A 15,805-nucleotide genomic window follows, 5' to 3' on the forward strand; every position below is an offset into this window, starting at 1 on the left:
GTCTGGTGTCGGGTTAGAGGGGGCTGATGCCGGCAATCGGGCATCAGCACCTCCGCTGTGATTTACCCTGTAGCTGTAGCGGGATCAGGCGTACCGGTCGAGATTTTCCAGCCAGCGGTTGATCTCTTTGGTGCCTCGTTCAAGAAAGCCGGGATCCTGATATACCTGGGCGATTACGATGATCCCCTGGCCTCTGGCCAGTAACTCCAGGGAAAGTTCCCGCGCCTCTTCCGGATAACCCATCTGGGCGAACTGTTTGGCCAGCCACTGCTGGAACAGATCGAACAGTTGCTTGGCGTCCGTCTTCAATTCCGGCTGGTCCTTGGCCAGTTCCACATTGAGTGAACCCATCGGGCAGCCGGATCGTAGCAGGGCCGGCGTGCTGTCATACATGATTTGCACAAACCGCTCCAACCGGTCGAGTGGGGTTTTGATGCTTTTTTCCCACTCCGACAACATGATCGTGGTGGTCTCCATGCGGCTTTTGATTACCGCCCGCAGCATCTCTTCCTTGGTTTTGAAGTAATAGTAGATATTTCCCCGCGGCACTTCCGCCTCATCCACCACATCAGTGAAGGAGGTGCGGTTGTAACCTTTACGGTAGAAAAGTTGGTTGGCGGCATCGATGATGCGCTGTTGGGTGCGTTCGCTTTTCGTGGCCATAATGATGAACAGTACTCAAGTCGTGGTTTGGATTATAGTCCTAAATTTTTGCCTGAAAGGGAATCGACTATGCTGATTAATTATGGCTGACGGGGGAAACGGCTTATGCGACTGATGCTCACGATGCTGTTGATACTGCCTTGGTGCGCAAGGATTCAGGCGGAAAACCTGACTTTTCTCCACTTGCCGCCGGGCTTTCGGATTGAAGTGGCCGTTAGCGGTGTGGAGGATGCCCGTTCTCTGGCGCTGGGAGAGGACGGTACCCTGTTTATCGCTACTCGCCGGCTGGGACGCGTGTACGCCGTGACCGACCGGGACGGCGATGGCCGGTTCGATCCACCACGGATTTTACTGGCCGGTCTGCGCATGCCCAACGGTCTCGCCTTTCGGGATGGGGGGCTCTACGTGGCGGAGAACCACCGCATTGTCCGTTATGACCGGATCGAACAACACCTCGATCGTCCGCCTGAGCCGGTACTCCTGGCCCGCTTGCCGACCGAATCGCACCACGGGTGGCGCTACTTGGCATTCGGTCCCGACGGTCGGCTCTACGTAGCCATCGGTGCGCCCTGCAATATCTGCAACGAGGCGGGATTCGGTACCCTTATCCGAATGCGCCCGGATGGTAGTGAGCGGGAGGTGATGGCCGCCGGGGTGCGCAATTCGGTCGGGTTCGATTGGCAACCGGAGAGCGGTGTGCTCTGGTTCAGTGACAACGGCCGTGACTGGCTGGGGGACGATTTGCCGCCTGACGAATTGAACCGGGCGACGCAACCCGGCATGCACTTCGGTTATCCCTTCTGCCACACCGGCGACATTCCCGATCCAGAGTACGGGCGTGACCAGTCTTGTGCACGGTTTACACCGCCGGCACTGAAACTGGGTGCCCATGTGGCACCGCTGGGTGTTCGCTTCTATACCGGGAACCAGTTCCCGTCCGAATACCACGGTCAGCTGTTTATCGCCGAGCACGGCTCCTGGAACCGCAGTGAACCGGTGGGCTACCGCATTGGGTTGGCGCGGATTGAAAACGGGCGGGTACTCTCCTACGGGCCGTTCGTGGAAGGATGGCTGGCCTCGGACGGCGTGCGTGGTCGCCCGGTAGACCTGCTGGTGATGCCGGACGGCGCCCTGCTGGTGTCGGATGATTTTGCCGGGGTGGTTTACCGCATTTCGTATAACCCCTCGCCCTGAGGGGTGCCGGAATGAGGTAAATGGTGGATAATCAGCCCATTGTTTTCCGATTTCACCGAAGCTGGAGAAGAGCATGCCCCAATACCGTTCCCGTACCACGACCCATGGCCGCAACATGGCTGGCGCCCGCGCCTTGTGGCGCGCCACCGGCATGAAAGACGGGGATTTCGACAAGCCGATCATCGCGGTGGTCAATTCGTTCACCCAGTTCGTACCGGGGCATGTCCATCTCAAGGATATGGGCCAGCTGGTGGCGCGCGAGATCGAAAAGGCCGGCGGTGTGGCCAAGGAGTTCAATACCATCGCGGTGGATGACGGTATCGCCATGGGCCATGGCGGCATGCTCTATTCCCTGCCGTCGCGCGATATCATCGCCGATTCGGTGGAGTACATGGTCAATGCCCATTGCGCCGACGCCATGGTCTGTATCTCCAACTGCGACAAGATCACACCGGGGATGTTAATGGCCGCCCTGCGGCTGAATATTCCGGCGGTGTTTGTCTCCGGTGGACCTATGGAGTCGGGCAAGACCCGGCTGCACGGCCAGGATCTAAAACTGGACCTGGTGGATGCCATGGTGATGGCGGTGGATGACAAGGAGTCCGACGAGGACGTGGCCGCCATCGAGCGCTCTGCCTGTCCCACCTGCGGTTCTTGCTCCGGCATGTTTACCGCCAACTCCATGAACTGTCTGACCGAGGCACTGGGACTGAGCCTGCCGGGCAACGGTTCGCTGCTGGCTACCCATGCGGACCGCCGGGACCTGTTCCTGGAGGCGGGACGTCTGGTTGTGGATATCGCTCGCCGTTACTACGAACAGGACGAGGCGGCGGTGCTGCCCCGTTCCATCGCCAGCTTTGAAGCGTTCGAGAATGCCATGTGCCTGGATATCGCCATGGGCGGTTCCACCAACACCGTGCTGCACCTGCTGGCGGCGGCGCATGAGGCGGAAGTGGATTTCACCATGGCCGATATCGACCGGCTGTCACGCAAGGTCCCCCACTTGAGCAAGGTGGCTCCCTCCACCCAGCTGTACCATATGGAAGATGTGCATCGCGCCGGCGGCGTGATCAGTATTTTGGGTGAGTTGGCGAAGGGCGGCCTGATCCATACGCAAGCTGGCAGCGTGCATAGCGGTACCTTGGGGCAGGCGATCGAAAAGTGGGATATCGGCCGTAGCCAGGACGAGATCGCCCGCACCCGTTATCTGGCCGGTCCGGCCGGTATCCCCAGCCAGACCGCTTTCAGTCAGGAGACTCGCTGGCCCGACCTGGATTTGGACCGGGCGGGTGGTTGTATCCGCGATATCGAGCACGCCTACAGTCAGGATGGCGGACTCGCGGTGCTGTACGGCAACCTGGCGGAGGCCGGTTGTATCGTCAAGACTGCGGGTGTGGATGAGTCGATCCTGCAGTTTAGCGGGCCGGCACGCATCTTTGAGAGCCAGGAAGCGGCGGTGGAGGCGATCCTGCACGATCGGATCCAGGCCGGCGATGTGGTGCTGATCCGCTATGAGGGGCCGAAGGGCGGTCCCGGTATGCAAGAGATGCTTTATCCCACCAGTTACCTGAAATCCAAGGGACTCGGCAAGGCGTGTGCGCTGATTACCGACGGTCGCTTCTCCGGCGGTACCTCCGGGCTCTCCATCGGTCACTGCTCACCGGAGGCGGCCGAGGGTGGCACCATCGGCCTGGTGGAAGAGGGTGACCGGATCGAGATCGATATTCCCGGTCGCACTATTCGTCTGGCTGTTCCAGAAGAGACCCTGGCAGCTCGGCGTGTGGCGATGGAGGCGAAAGGTGAGCAGGCTTGGCTGCCGGTCAACCGTGAGCGGGTGGTATCCCAGGCGTTGCAAGCCTATGCCGCCCTCACCACCAGTGCGGCCCGCGGTGCGGTAAGGGATTTGAGCCAGTTGAAACGCTGAGCCTGTTCGGTTTCCCCTATTGTAGGGGTAGGCCCGGTGCCTGCCCTTTTTCTGACACCCTGCCGTTACAGCGATCCCCAGGAACTCTTTCGCTTGCGTACTCGCAGGCTAGGCAGGATCAGCCCGAGGATAATGCCGCCGACCACGACCCCGCCACCGATCAGGAACCAGCGTTGCGCGCTGTCGTTGCCCAGCTCACGGTTGGTCTGCTTCAAATCCTCGACTTCCCGGGTCAGGGAAGCCACCTGTTTACGTAGGTCATTGCGCTCGTCGGCGATGCGTACCGCGTTGGCGGCGGTGCGTTTGATCGCCTGCAGTTCGTCATCCAATGTCTGCTTCTCACGCTGCAGTTTGTTGTGCTGACCGGATAGCTCCTTGTATTCATCCTGCAGCTTGCTGAGCTTGGCGCTGAGCTTCCCGGGGGCCTCCTGCAACTCGTCCAGCTTCTTTTCGGCTGCCACCAGGCGGTCCCGGGCGCTGGGGACCGGCATCAGTTGACGAGTCAGGATATAGCCGGTGGCACCGTCCTGGGTCTTGACCAGCGAATAACCGTTTTCCGCATTGCTGCTGATCAGCTCTACCTGATAACCGCTGGGCAGCATGCGGGTGATCTTGTGGGTGGCGCTCTCTCCAGAGCGCAGGGTGACCTTGAATTGGTCCGTTACATAACGGGTTTCGGCCTGCAGATTGGCCACTGCACTCAGCAGGACCAAGGGAATCAGGTATTTTTTCACGCTTACCTCAATGTAGGTGGAAAATTTTCGGGCATTCTTTCAGATAGGTAAGACTCTGTCCAAGCCAGAGATCACAAATCCCCCCATGTCTGCCCCATTTTTGTGCCGGTTATGCACACAGTCCTGTCGTCTCTAACTTAGTTAAAATATGATGTCAACAGTCCAGGCGATTTTCCTATAAATTTTTTAACTTATTGAATAATAAGTAAATAATAAGTTGTATGAAAAATTATCAATCTAACGGAAATTCAGTATTCTTGCGGCCTTACGCCAGTTTCCCAGAATTTGTCCACAAAGTTATCCACAGGTTCTGTGAGTAACCGCTAAACAGCTTTTGTGACAAGCGGATGTCACTTTTGTTGCAAGCTGTCCCTTACAAAGTGCGGCTAACTGACTGACATACAATGTGAACCAGATAAAAATGGGTCCATACCAATGATAGATGAGCCAGCGATCAGGAAGTTGTATATAATGCGCCGCCTTTAATCTACCTTAGTTTGCGGTCCCGCATATGAAACAGTTACGTAATATCGCCATCATCGCCCACGTCGATCATGGAAAAACTACCCTGGTCGACAAGCTGCTGCAGCAGTCGGGCACGCTCGGTGATCGCTTCGGGCCCGTGGAGCGGCTGATGGACTCCAATGATCTGGAGAAGGAGCGTGGAATCACCATTCTCTCCAAGAATACCTCGATCAATTGGAAAGACTATCGGATCAATATTGTCGATACTCCGGGACATGCCGATTTCGGTGGTGAAGTGGAGCGGGTACTGTCCATGGTCGATTCTGTGTTGCTGCTGGTGGATGCCGTCGAGGGACCGATGCCCCAGACCCGCTTTGTCACGCAGAAAGCGTTTCAACACGGCTTGAAGCCGATTGTGGTGGTGAACAAGATCGACCGGGAAGGTGCGCGTCCGGATTGGGTGATTGATCAGACCTTCGAACTGTTTGATCGTCTCGGGGCCACCGACGAGCAGCTTGATTTTCCCATCATCTATGCCTCCGCCATCAACGGCTATGCAAGCGCTGATAGCGAGACCCGGGAGGGCGATATGACCCCGCTGTTCGAGGCTATCGTCAACAACTGCAGTGCGCCGGACGTCGATCCCGATGGCCCGTTTCAGATGCAGGTTTCGACCCTGGCCTATAACAGCTATGTCGGGGCCATTGCCGTAGGGCGTATCACCCGGGGCACCGTGCGACGCAATATGCCGATCACCCTGATTACCCGGGATGGCGATCAACGCCGTGAAAAGATCGGAAAAGTGTTCGGTTTTCTGGGATTGGAACGGGTAGAGGTGGAGAGCGCTTCGGCCGGTGATATTGTCGCGCTGTCCGGAATCGCCGCCCCCAACGTTTCCGATACCCTGTGTGATCCGGAACACCCGCAGATCATGTCTCCCCTGACTGTTGATGAACCGACGGTGAGCATGACCTTCCAGGTCAACACATCGCCCTTCGCCGGCAAAGAGGGAAAATACCTGACTTCACGGCAATTGAAGGAGCGTCTGGAGCGGGAGTTGATCCACAACGTGGCGCTGCGCGTGGAGGAGGGGACCGACCCGGAAAAGTTCCGTGTCTCCGGGCGTGGTGAGCTGCATCTCTCCATCCTGCTGGAGACCATGCGTCGTGAAGGCTATGAGTTGGCAGTATCCCGTCCCGAAGTGATCTTCCGTGAGGTGGATGGCGAGGTGTGCGAACCCTATGAACAGCTCACCGTGGATGTGGAAGAGGATCACCAAGGCGGCATCATGGAAGCCTTAGGGAGCCGCAAGGGTGATTTACAGGACATGGTACCGGACGGAAAGGGGCGGGTGCGTCTCGACTACATCATTCCGTCCCGTGGCTTGATCGGTTTCCAGACCGAGTTCATGACCCTCACTTCCGGATCCGGCTTGATCTATCACGTATTTGACCACTACGGACCGGCCCAGCATGGTGGTATCGCGCCGCGTAACAATGGCGTGATGATTGCCAACTCCACCGGCAAGGCACTGGGTTACGCCCTGTTCAACCTGCAGGAACGGGGACGGCTGTTTATTGAGCATGGCATGGCGGTTTACGAAGGCCAGGTAATCGGTATTCACTCGCGCGCCAACGACCTGACGGTCAATCCACTGAAGGGCAAGCAGTTGACCAATATCCGTGCCGCCGGCAGTGATGAGAACATTATTCTGACGCCGCCGGTCCGTTTCTCACTGGAGCAGGCGTTGGAATTTATCGAGGATGATGAATTGGTGGAAGTCACCCCCAGTGCGATTCGCATCCGCAAACGTCATCTCAAGGAGCACGAGCGGAAGAGAGCGTCGCGCGAGACCAGTTCCGATTGAGATTCCGGGATCAGGGATAATCGCCGCTCCCGGCCATCCCTGGACATAAAAAACCCCGGCAGCTTTCCCTGCTGTCGGGGTATGTCGCCGGGCTTGGTTGGCAAAGGGTTCCAGTCCGTGGAATCATCCGTGAAGTGTGGTGCCGGTCCGGTGGCATCCGTTGTTAGGCGACAGCTATAGATTGCCACCGATCATGGGGCGATGTTGTGCGCTGAATCCCGGTACTTTGTAGGATAAATCTGAAGGATTGAGAAAAAAACGCCTGAAGGAGGCTGTTTTTCGTCATATATCCTACCTCCAGGTCGCAAAACGGAACAGAAAGGGGGAGTGTCTTGATTGGTTTGCTGCAGCGGGTCTCGATGGCGCATGTGGATATCGGTGGAGACCGCGTGGCGGAGATTGGCCGCGGCCTACTGGTTTTGGTGGGGGTTGAACCCCAGGATGGTGAACGGCAGGCGGATCGCCTGCTGGAGAGGCTGCTTGGCTATCGGGTGTTCCCGGACAGTGAAGGGCGGATGAACCGGAGTCTGCGGGATATCGGTGGCGGCTTGCTGCTGGTACCCCAATTCACCCTGGCGGCGGATACCCAAAAGGGCACACGCCCCGGTTTTTCCACCGCCGCACCGCCGGAAATGGGTGCGCAACTGTTCGATTACCTCTGTCGACAGGCTGCCGCCGGTTATGAGCCGGTGGGATTCGGCCAGTTTGGCGCGGATATGAAGGTGAGCCTGACCAATGACGGACCGGTCACCTTCTGGTTGCAGGTGTGAGCTGCTTCCATCGGTAATTCGAGTCGAAACGTTGAGTGGGGTGGGGATTTTCGATACGGGCGGCCACAGGAGGGGCGCCCTACACGCTGTTCATCACGCGGCATAAGCCCATCCTTGGACAAAACCGGCATTTCCCATAGAATGCGCTATTGGCCGTGTTGAAACGGCCCCATGCCGTGTCCGAAGCTGTCGGAGACGGCGGCGAGAGTCCTACCCGGGACAAAGTTATCAATCCGCTGGAGTCGACCCATGCAGCGTCAAGCTGAGATCGAACGCAATACCCTGGAGACCCGTATTCGGGTCAGCCTGAATCTGGATGGCACGGGGGAATCCAAACTTGATACCGGCATGCCGTTTCTCGAGCACATGCTGGATCAGGTGGCGCGCCACGGTCTGATCGACCTCGAGGTCAATGCCCAGGGAGATCTGCACATTGATGGACACCACTCGGCTGAGGATATCGGTATTACCATCGGCCAGGCGGTCGCCCAGGCAATCGGCGATAAAAAGGGTATTCGCCGCTACGGACACGCCTATGTTCCGTTGGACGAGGCATTGAGCCGCGTTGTGCTCGACTTTTCCGGTCGCCCCGGTTTGGAGTTCGACGTGGCCTTTCCGCGCGCCATGATCGGTGCGTTTGATACCGATCTGTTCTATGAGTTTTTCCAGGGTTTCGTCAACCATGCCGGGGTGACGCTGCACGTGGACAATCTGCGTGGCCGTAACAGCCACCACATCGCCGAGACGGTATTCAAGGCGTTTGGCCGCGCGCTGCGCATGGCTCTGGAACCTGATCCGAGGATGGCAGGGGTGATTCCCTCCACCAAAGGCAGCCTTTAACCCTTAACTCTCTGGCAGTCTGAAAGTTATGTCGAAAACCATTGCAGTCATTGATTATGGCATGGGTAATCTGCGCTCCGTCTCCAAGGCGATTGAGCATGTGGCGGGTGCCGACGACCGGGTCTATGTGACCGATGATCCCGAGTTGATCCTGCAGTCCGACCGGGTGGTGTTTCCCGGACAGGGGGCGGCTCGCGACTGTATGGCCGCGATCTCCGATCATCACCTCAATCAAGCCGTTTTACAGGCCGCCAAAAGCAAACCGTTTCTCGGTATCTGTATGGGTATGCAGGTGTTGATGAGCTTCAGCGAGGAGAATCAGGGCACTCCGCTGATGGGGCTGTTCACGGGCCAGGTCAGACACTTTCCCGAGTCCCGGGATGCCCAGGGCGGGCGCTTGAAGATTCCCCAGATGGGCTGGAACCGGGTCAGACAGACCCGCCAGCATCCGCTCTGGGAAGGGATCGAAGACCAGACCCGCTTCTATTTTGTGCACAGCTATTATGTCGATCCGGAAGATCCGGGACTGGTGGCGGGGACAACCGATTACGGCATCCCGTTCACCAGCGTGATAGCCCGGGATAACCTGTTTGCCACCCAGTTTCATCCGGAGAAGAGCGCGGATGCCGGCCTGCGGCTGCTGCGTAACTTTGTTAACTGGGACATCTGACGGCTGAGCTTGCTGTCGCTGATTCTACTTTTAAAGATATAGGTACTGAACGTGTTACTGATACCCGCTATCGATCTGAAGGATGGCCGCTGTGTGCGGTTGCGCCAGGGCCGCATGGAGGATGAAACCATCTTTTCCGACGATCCGGTGGAGGTGGCTGGCCGTTGGGTCGAAGCGGGCGCGCGCCGCTTGCATCTGGTGGATCTGAACGGTGCCTTTGCCGGAGAGCCGGTCAATGGCGGCGTGATCCAGGCCATCGCCAAGGCTTACCCCGATCTGCCGATCCAGGTAGGTGGCGGTATCCGGGACGAACGGACCATTCAGGCCTATCTGGATGCGGGTGTCGATTTTGTCATTATCGGTACCCAGGCGGTCAAGGATCCGGCCTTTGTCGGACGTGCCTGCAGCGCCTTCCCGGGACACGTGATTGTCGGCCTGGATGCCAAAGACGGCATGGTGGCAATCGATGGCTGGGCAACGGTAACCGATCAGGAAGTGACGGAACTGTCGCGCCGTTTTGAGCAGGATGGCGTCTCCGCCATTGTCTATACCGATATCGGCCGCGACGGCATGTTGACCGGGCCCAATGTGGCCGCCACGGCGGCCCTGGCCAATGCGGTCAACATCCCCATCGTGGCTTCCGGCGGTATTACGGATATTGGCGATATCGAGGCCCTCTGTAAGGCCGATACAGGCAATATTATGGGCGCCATCACCGGCCGTGCCATCTATGAAGGTACCCTGGACTTTGCTGCCGGCCAAGCCCTGGCGGATAGCCTGAACGGCTGAGCAACCGACAACCCGAGAGATTACTGAGCATGCTGGCCAAAAGAATCATACCCTGTCTTGATGTGGATGCCGGTCGCGTCGTGAAAGGCGTTAAGTTCGTCGACATTCGCGATGCCGGTGATCCGGTGGAGGTGGCGCGACGCTACAACAGCGAAGGCGCCGATGAAATTACCTTTCTTGATATCACCGCCAGCTCCGATGACCGTGAAACCATTGTCCACGTGGTGGAGCAGGTGGCGAGCGAAGTGTTCATTCCGCTCACCGTCGGCGGTGGTATCCGCACGGCCGAGGACGTGCGGCGCATGCTCAACGCCGGTGCCGACAAGGTGGCGATCAATACAGCGGCGGTGTTTAATCCGGAGTTCGTTAAAGAGGCGACCAGTCGTTTCGGTTCCCAGTGTATCGTGGTGGCGATCGATGCCAAACGGACCAGCGGCGAGGGCGAGCCGGCCAAGTGGGAGATCTTTACCCACGGCGGCCGCAAGCCAACCGGGCTGGATGCCATCGAGTGGGCGCGCAAGATGGTCGAATATGGGGCCGGTGAAATCCTGCTCACCAGCATGGATAGGGATGGCACCAAGATCGGATTTGATCTGGAGTTGACCCGGGCGATCAGTGAGGCGGTGACCGTCCCGGTGATCGCTTCCGGTGGTGTGGGCAATCTGCAGCATCTGGTGGACGGTGTGGTGCAGGGCGGTGCCGATGCAGTGCTGGCCGCCAGCATCTTCCACTTCGCCGAGTACAGTATCGAAGAAGCCAAGCGGTTTATGGCTGACCAGGGTGTAGAGGTGCGATTGTGAGTGATCTGCTGGAGCGCCTGGCCGAAGTGCTGGAATCACGCAAGGGGGCCGACCCCGATTCGTCCTACGTGGCGCGGCTCTATAGTAAAGGTCTGGATGCGATCCTGAAAAAGATCGGTGAAGAAGCCACCGAAACGGTGATGGCGGCAAAGGATGGCGAGCGGGAAAAGATTATTTACGAAACGGCTGATCTCTGGTTTCACTGCATGGTGCTACTGGCCCATCAGGGACTGAAACCCCAGGATGTACTGAATGAACTGGATCGCCGCTTTGGCCTCTCCGGCCTGGAAGAGAAGGCGCAGCGCAAGGAGTAATCCGGGTCATTAAAAACCCTGCGTCTTGGGTTAATTTCAGTTATTATCGGAGTCTTCTGGCGGATCGCTGTCCGTTAACCAGTCGATTGTTTCAATTGGCCGTGGATTTTGTGTCAAATCAGGCCGTCGTTTTGAGTTGGAGAAGAGTATGGGTTTTGGTGGAATCAGTATCTGGCAGTTGTTGATCATCTTGGTAATTGTGCTGCTGCTGTTTGGAACCAAACGGCTCAAGAATATCGGTTCTGATCTCGGCAATGCGGTCAAGGGCTTCAAGGGCGCCATGAAGGACGAAAAGAAGGGCGACGATAGTGCCCGGCTGGAACAGGCCGATGAAGAGAAGATCATCGAAGGTGAGGTGACCAACAAGGAAGAGTCCTCCGATAGCAAGAAATCCTGATCTGCCGCCTGTGCTAACCGAACGTCAGGTTTTTTAAACTATGTTTGATATCGGCTTCTGGGAGTTGGCCATTGTCGGGCTGGTCGCTTTGCTGGTGGTAGGCCCCGAGCGTCTGCCAAAACTGGCTTATACCGCCGGCAAATGGTTGGGTAAGGGCCGGAAAATGATTCAGCAGGTGAAAAACGAGATCGATAAGGAGATCAAGGCGGAGGAGCTGAAGCAGATCCTCGAAGAGCAGAAAAAAGAGATCAGTCCGCTGGAAGAGATTGTGGAAGAGACCAGCGAAACCCTGCGTGACTTTACCCAGGAAGCCAACAAATCTGTCCGAGAGATGGAACAAACAGCCGCCAGTGAGGATGACTCGCAGGAACGGTCCAGTGATACCTCGAAATAGCCGCAACGAACCCCATGACGACAGATAACGACGGGGTTGATACCCTAACCGAACAACCCTTTGTTACCCACCTGCTGGAGTTGCGCGATCGGCTGTTGCGGGCTGTGATCGCGGTGGGGGTTATTTTTGCATCGCTGTTCTATTTCAGTAACGACATCTATGAGATCGTGGCCGGTCCACTGATGGCTCATCTGCCGCAGGGTTCCTCGATGATTGCCACCGAGGTGGCCTCCCCCTTCCTGACGCCATTCAAACTGACCCTGATGTCGTCGATCTTCATCGGTATGCCGTTTATTCTGTACCAGCTCTGGTCATTCATCGCCCCGGGTCTCTATAAACACGAAAAGCGTCTGATGATTCCGCTGGTCGCCTCCAGCGCCGTCCTGTTCTACCTTGGTGTGGTGTTCGCCTACTTTGTGGTATTCCCGCTGGTCTTCGCCTTTATGGCCAGCACGACGCCCGAGGGCGTGGTGATGGCGACCGATATCGCCAAGTACCTCGATTTTGTGCTGAGTCTGTTTTTTGCCTTCGGCCTCGCCTTTGAAGTGCCTATCGCCACCATCATTTTGGTTTCCATGGGCATGACCACGCCGGAAAGCCTGGTGCAGAAGCGACCCTATATTATTGTCGGTGCCTTCATATTTGGCATGTTGTTAACACCGCCGGATGTGATCTCCCAGACCCTGTTGGCGTTACCGATGTGGGTGCTATTTGAAATCGGGGTTTTCTTCTCCCGCATGGTCAAACGCGATAAGCAACGGCGTGAGCAGGAGGAAGAGGGCCCGAACGATGAGGGACCGGATGGTGGTGCGACGGAAAAGACCGACAAGCCAGCGGCTCAGACCGCCGCGCCGGCTTTCGTAACCGACCCGGCCTTTGAAACGGATGATGAACCACTGGATCTGGAGCGTTTCAAACCGCTGACCGAGGCTGAACTCGAGGCGGAGTTGGACAGTATCGAAGCCGAGGAGGAAGAGGGCGGCGATGATCTGGGTGAATCCGATGATGAAGGGATGTACGACGACGTGATCGAGGAGAAGTTACGGCGGGTTCAGGAGTTGCGGGACCAGAACGAAGAGGTCAAGGCTCGCGGTTTGCTCTATGAAATCCTCGGTGAAGCCGGTCCCGAACAAGCCAAGGTGGCACGCAATATCCTCGATCAGCTGGATGAGGATTATTGAGGGCGGTATCGCTTCCTGCGATCGCTTGCTGCCCAACGGGAGAACGATGAACGCGCCGCTTATCTAGCGGTAGCGCATGCGGGTGCCATGCACCAGGGATAGCGTGATCTCTTCAGCGGTCAGCTGTTTCGGAAACAGGGTGCCGGATATCTTTGCACCACTGATGCTGGCGCCTTCCAAATTGGTTTCAGAGAGATCCAGTCCACGCAGATCCGCCTGGCGCAAGTAGCTGTCGCGAAGGTCGAGATTTTTTGCGTCCAGCTTACGTAGATCCAGGGCGCGCAGATCGACGCCTCTCAGATCGCAAGGGGTCCCGGTTTGATGGTGTTGGTTGAATTGATCGACATGCCCTTCTCGGAGCATCTGGTATAGCGGATCGTCTTTGATTGTGGGTATGGCCATACGATTAGTGTTCTATTCCGATGGTTACTGAATGTCGGTAAACAAGCATTAACGGTGGTGTGCTTGCGTCAGGTAGTAGTATAGTTGACGGACTTTTTGTTGCGAACCGGTTTCGTCAACACCTGCTATACTTCATAAAACAACCCGGAAGTGTTGGATGAAGATATTCATACCCCGTGTGCCCAGCGTCACCACGAGCCGTGAACTCAAGCGACTGGTCGAGCGTGTCCTGGAAAAGAAATTCCATATCCCCTTTACCAAGCATCCTTCGGTCAGGAGTTGCGATATCCTGCAGTTCAAGGATGGAAATGGTGTCGTCGAATTCCACGGACTGGTTTCCGTCTACCCCGATGAGGCAGGGACCTGGTTAATCTCCCACTTTAAGAAACAGCGGCTGCACAACAAGTTGCTCTTCGCCAGGCAATTCATGGATCGGAGTCGCGAGCAGAATGTCGTGATACAACCCGAAGATGACCGGCGCCGTAAAAATCTGGATATAGCAAAGGTAACCACCGTGGATGCCAAGGTTGAAGCCATCGATGTCTTCCGGCGTGAATATGGCTCCTGAGACTGCCTGATACGCCGGCCTATTCGATTGCACCGGGGATACGTGCAGCCGATTCGGACAGGCTAAATCACTGTTTGACGAGTGGGATGGACCTAGCTGTCAATCGCTTCGGATGAGCGGAAACAGTTGCGCCCCGCGGCCTTGGCCGCATAGAGCGCCTGGTCGGCGTGTTGCAACAGACTGTCCAGCGGTTCGTTGTCCCTGGAGAGGTGCCCGCCGATGCTGGCACTCAGGTTAATGATTTCGCCATCGCTGGTGACCAGTTGTCGGTTCTCCGCAATACGCTGGCAGAGTCTTGTGCCGATCTGGCTTAAGGTATCGGCATCCGCCGGTTGCACCAGTATCAGGAACTCATCCCCGCCCCAGCGTGAGGCAACATCGTAAGGCCGCAGGGTTTCATGGATCTGGTCGGCCAATAGCTTAAGCGCTTGATCTCCGATCGCATGGCCGTAACGGTCGTTGATCTGTTTGAAGTAGTCCACGTCCAGCCAGAGCAATCCGATATGGCTGGCTTCCCGCTGAGCCCGTTTCAACTCCGTCTCGATCCTTTCAGTCATGCCGCGCCGATTCAGCAGTTCGGTCAACGGATCGGTTTTGGTGAGGTGTTCCAGGGCCAGGGTGCGTTCCTGGATCTTTGCCTCCAGGTTATGGCGGGATTCCAGAATGGCGTGGGCCATGCGCAGGAAACGTTGCATCAGGCGACGGATCTCTCCGCTACCCAGCTCGCCCAGGTGCTCCGTGACGTCCTCCCCGGCCTCGACCCGGTCCATGGCGTTGTCGAGCTGACTCAGTGGCGTCAATACCTGGCGGTGGAGAAACAGGTTCAGCAGGAGAAAGGTGCCGAGCAAAGTGGCGGCATAGACCAGCAGGATGCCGGTGAATTGGCTGAACGGCAGCAGCACATCAAGGTCCATGAGCGTGATCTCATACCAGCCGATTTCGGGCAGATAGGTTACCCCCGCCAAATGCCGTTTGCCGTTAACGCTGACAAATTCGGTAACGACGGTCTGCTTCAGATCCTCCAGTGCTTTCATCGCCGCCAAGATCGCCTTGCGGTCGTCGGGTTGCTCAAAAAGCAGATCAATAGTGCGCTGGTTGGAAGGCTGTTTGCTGATGGAGCCAAAATCAATCAGCGATTCATTGCGATGTATCTGAATGGCACCGGTGTGATCGACAAACAGGCTGGTCACACCGGGCACGCCCTCTTCCACCACGTTCTGTATGAAGCCGGTCAGGTCCAGGCCGGTACCGGCCATGCCGAGTATCTCGTTGCCGTCGCGAATCAGTACATCGATCCAGAGTTTGGTGATGCCGAGTTCCAGGTCGGGATTAACATTGATATGCAGGTCCCGGCCCTGACCGATCAGGTTGTAGAACCAGGCGTCCTTCTCCTGTTTCGGATCGAGGATATAGCGGAACTCTTTCCCACCGAACTCATTGGCGGCATTGTTGTAGTAGTAGTGGCCGTTTTTCAGCAAGGCGACAAAATAGCTCTGGTCATGGAAGTTGAGGCGGAAGCTCTCCATTTCGGCGATGGCGTGGCGGGTCTTCTCCGCATTCCCGGGATGGCGCGCCCAGTCGCGCAGATATTGTGAGTTGGCCAGTTGGCGTGACAGCGCTACCTCGCGCAGGATCGGTTGCAGGGTGCGGCTCTTATCGTAGAGCACCTGCTTTTCCGCATAGCGCATAGCCCACTGCTCGACAATATCTTCCGCCAGCGCGCGTACTGCCCACCAGCCGGCCACTGTCGAGACCAGCACCAGGATGAGAGTAAACAGGTGAAAGCGGGGCTTCAGGTTCATGGGGACAATACGGCTGCCTTATTATGAGTAA

Annotated in this window: 17 protein-coding genes; 13 read left to right on the top strand and 4 right to left on the bottom strand. The window is 57.1% G+C overall.

Features of this window, described 5'->3' with window-relative positions:
- Positions 1-84: 84 nt before the first annotated feature.
- Positions 85-663 carry a TetR/AcrR family transcriptional regulator gene (locus tag ACQY5R_RS02535; protein WP_428604078.1) on the bottom strand — a complete coding sequence of 193 codons (579 nt, stop codon included), beginning with the start codon at positions 661-663 and terminating at the stop codon, positions 85-87.
- Between the two features lie 105 nt (positions 664-768).
- On the opposite strand from ACQY5R_RS02535, the gene ACQY5R_RS02540 reads away from it, so the two are divergent.
- Entirely contained in the window at positions 769-1,857 is a 1,089-nt protein-coding gene (locus tag ACQY5R_RS02540; protein ID WP_428604079.1) for a PQQ-dependent sugar dehydrogenase, read from the top strand.
- A gap of 73 nt (positions 1,858-1,930) precedes the next feature.
- Positions 1,931-3,781, top strand: coding sequence for a dihydroxy-acid dehydratase (gene ilvD, locus ACQY5R_RS02545; protein ID WP_428604081.1), 1,851 nt, complete (start codon positions 1,931-1,933; stop codon positions 3,779-3,781).
- Positions 3,782-3,846: 65 nt separating this feature from the next.
- Here the strand turns inward: ilvD and ACQY5R_RS02550 are convergent, their stop codons facing one another.
- Entirely contained in the window at positions 3,847-4,515 is a 669-nt protein-coding gene (locus ACQY5R_RS02550; protein ID WP_428604083.1) for a TIGR04211 family SH3 domain-containing protein, read from the bottom strand.
- A gap of 511 nt (positions 4,516-5,026) precedes the next feature.
- On the opposite strand from ACQY5R_RS02550, the gene typA reads away from it, so the two are divergent.
- The 10 genes from typA to tatC all read left to right on the top strand — a co-directional run bounded on the left by typA (position 5,027) and on the right by tatC (position 13,002).
- Positions 5,027-6,847 (top strand): translational GTPase TypA, encoded by a 1,821-nt coding sequence (gene typA / locus ACQY5R_RS02555; RefSeq protein ID WP_428604086.1) that lies wholly within the window; start codon positions 5,027-5,029, stop codon positions 6,845-6,847.
- 332 nt (positions 6,848-7,179) lie between these two features.
- A complete protein-coding gene (dtd, locus tag ACQY5R_RS02560; RefSeq protein ID WP_428604088.1) occupies positions 7,180-7,617 on the top strand; it encodes a D-aminoacyl-tRNA deacylase in 438 nt (145 codons plus the stop codon).
- Positions 7,618-7,866: 249 nt separating this feature from the next.
- Positions 7,867-8,457 (top strand): imidazoleglycerol-phosphate dehydratase HisB, encoded by a 591-nt coding sequence (gene hisB, locus ACQY5R_RS02565; protein ID WP_428604091.1) that lies wholly within the window; start codon positions 7,867-7,869, stop codon positions 8,455-8,457.
- 28 nt (positions 8,458-8,485) lie between these two features.
- Positions 8,486-9,127 carry an imidazole glycerol phosphate synthase subunit HisH gene (gene hisH, locus ACQY5R_RS02570; RefSeq protein ID WP_428604094.1) on the top strand — a complete coding sequence of 214 codons (642 nt, stop codon included), beginning with the start codon at positions 8,486-8,488 and terminating at the stop codon, positions 9,125-9,127.
- A 51-nt stretch (positions 9,128-9,178) separates the two neighbouring features.
- A complete protein-coding gene (gene hisA / locus ACQY5R_RS02575; RefSeq protein WP_428604097.1) occupies positions 9,179-9,916 on the top strand; it encodes a 1-(5-phosphoribosyl)-5-[(5-phosphoribosylamino)methylideneamino]imidazole-4-carboxamide isomerase in 738 nt (245 codons plus the stop codon).
- Positions 9,917-9,945: 29 nt separating this feature from the next.
- Entirely contained in the window at positions 9,946-10,716 is a 771-nt protein-coding gene (gene hisF, locus ACQY5R_RS02580; protein WP_428604099.1) for an imidazole glycerol phosphate synthase subunit HisF, read from the top strand.
- Complete coding sequence (locus tag ACQY5R_RS02585; RefSeq protein ID WP_428604101.1) at positions 10,713-11,030, top strand: phosphoribosyl-ATP diphosphatase; 318 nt, start codon at positions 10,713-10,715, stop codon at positions 11,028-11,030. The genes hisF and ACQY5R_RS02585 overlap by 4 nt, the downstream gene beginning before the upstream one ends.
- Positions 11,031-11,178: 148 nt before the next feature.
- A complete protein-coding gene (gene tatA / locus ACQY5R_RS02590; protein ID WP_428604104.1) occupies positions 11,179-11,427 on the top strand; it encodes a Sec-independent protein translocase subunit TatA in 249 nt (82 codons plus the stop codon).
- 40 nt (positions 11,428-11,467) lie between these two features.
- On the top strand, positions 11,468-11,821 hold the full coding sequence (gene tatB / locus ACQY5R_RS02595) for a Sec-independent protein translocase protein TatB (RefSeq protein ID WP_428604106.1): 354 nt from the start codon (positions 11,468-11,470) through the stop codon (positions 11,819-11,821).
- A 14-nt stretch (positions 11,822-11,835) separates the two neighbouring features.
- Entirely contained in the window at positions 11,836-13,002 is a 1,167-nt protein-coding gene (gene tatC, locus ACQY5R_RS02600; protein ID WP_428604109.1) for a twin-arginine translocase subunit TatC, read from the top strand.
- Between the two features lie 63 nt (positions 13,003-13,065).
- On the opposite strand, the gene ACQY5R_RS02605 is transcribed toward tatC, so the two are convergent.
- The gene (locus ACQY5R_RS02605; RefSeq protein ID WP_428604111.1) at positions 13,066-13,404 is read right to left on the bottom strand and encodes a pentapeptide repeat-containing protein; all 339 of its coding nucleotides are present in this window, start codon (positions 13,402-13,404) and stop codon (positions 13,066-13,068) included.
- Positions 13,405-13,561: 157 nt separating this feature from the next.
- Here ACQY5R_RS02605 and ACQY5R_RS02610 point away from each other — a divergent pair, with 157 nt between their 5' ends.
- Positions 13,562-13,972 (top strand): hypothetical protein, encoded by a 411-nt coding sequence (locus ACQY5R_RS02610; protein ID WP_428604114.1) that lies wholly within the window; start codon positions 13,562-13,564, stop codon positions 13,970-13,972.
- A 92-nt stretch (positions 13,973-14,064) separates the two neighbouring features.
- Here the strand turns inward: ACQY5R_RS02610 and ACQY5R_RS02615 are convergent, their stop codons facing one another.
- Positions 14,065-15,774, bottom strand: coding sequence for a diguanylate cyclase domain-containing protein (locus tag ACQY5R_RS02615; protein ID WP_428604116.1), 1,710 nt, complete (start codon positions 15,772-15,774; stop codon positions 14,065-14,067).
- Positions 15,775-15,805: the final 31 nt, after the last annotated feature.

It is taken from the genome of Sedimenticola sp., from assembly GCF_050289425.1.
Lineage (GTDB): Bacteria > Pseudomonadota > Gammaproteobacteria > Chromatiales > Chromatiaceae > Sedimenticola.

Coding starts and splice junctions, on each gene's coding strand:
- ACQY5R_RS02535 (WP_428604078.1), bottom strand. CDS start 663: ATGGCCACGAAAAGCGAACGCACCCAACAGCGCATCATCGATGCCGCC.
- ACQY5R_RS02540 (WP_428604079.1), top strand. CDS start 769: ATGCGACTGATGCTCACGATGCTGTTGATACTGCCTTGGTGCGCAAGG.
- ilvD (WP_428604081.1), top strand. CDS start 1,931: ATGCCCCAATACCGTTCCCGTACCACGACCCATGGCCGCAACATGGCT.
- typA (WP_428604086.1), top strand. CDS start 5,027: ATGAAACAGTTACGTAATATCGCCATCATCGCCCACGTCGATCATGGA.
- hisB (WP_428604091.1), top strand. CDS start 7,867: ATGCAGCGTCAAGCTGAGATCGAACGCAATACCCTGGAGACCCGTATT.
- hisH (WP_428604094.1), top strand. CDS start 8,486: ATGTCGAAAACCATTGCAGTCATTGATTATGGCATGGGTAATCTGCGC.
- hisF (WP_428604099.1), top strand. CDS start 9,946: ATGCTGGCCAAAAGAATCATACCCTGTCTTGATGTGGATGCCGGTCGC.
- tatA (WP_428604104.1), top strand. CDS start 11,179: ATGGGTTTTGGTGGAATCAGTATCTGGCAGTTGTTGATCATCTTGGTA.
- tatB (WP_428604106.1), top strand. CDS start 11,468: ATGTTTGATATCGGCTTCTGGGAGTTGGCCATTGTCGGGCTGGTCGCT.
- tatC (WP_428604109.1), top strand. CDS start 11,836: ATGACGACAGATAACGACGGGGTTGATACCCTAACCGAACAACCCTTT.
- ACQY5R_RS02605 (WP_428604111.1), bottom strand. CDS start 13,404: ATGGCCATACCCACAATCAAAGACGATCCGCTATACCAGATGCTCCGA.
- ACQY5R_RS02610 (WP_428604114.1), top strand. CDS start 13,562: ATGAAGATATTCATACCCCGTGTGCCCAGCGTCACCACGAGCCGTGAA.
- ACQY5R_RS02615 (WP_428604116.1), bottom strand. CDS start 15,774: ATGAACCTGAAGCCCCGCTTTCACCTGTTTACTCTCATCCTGGTGCTG.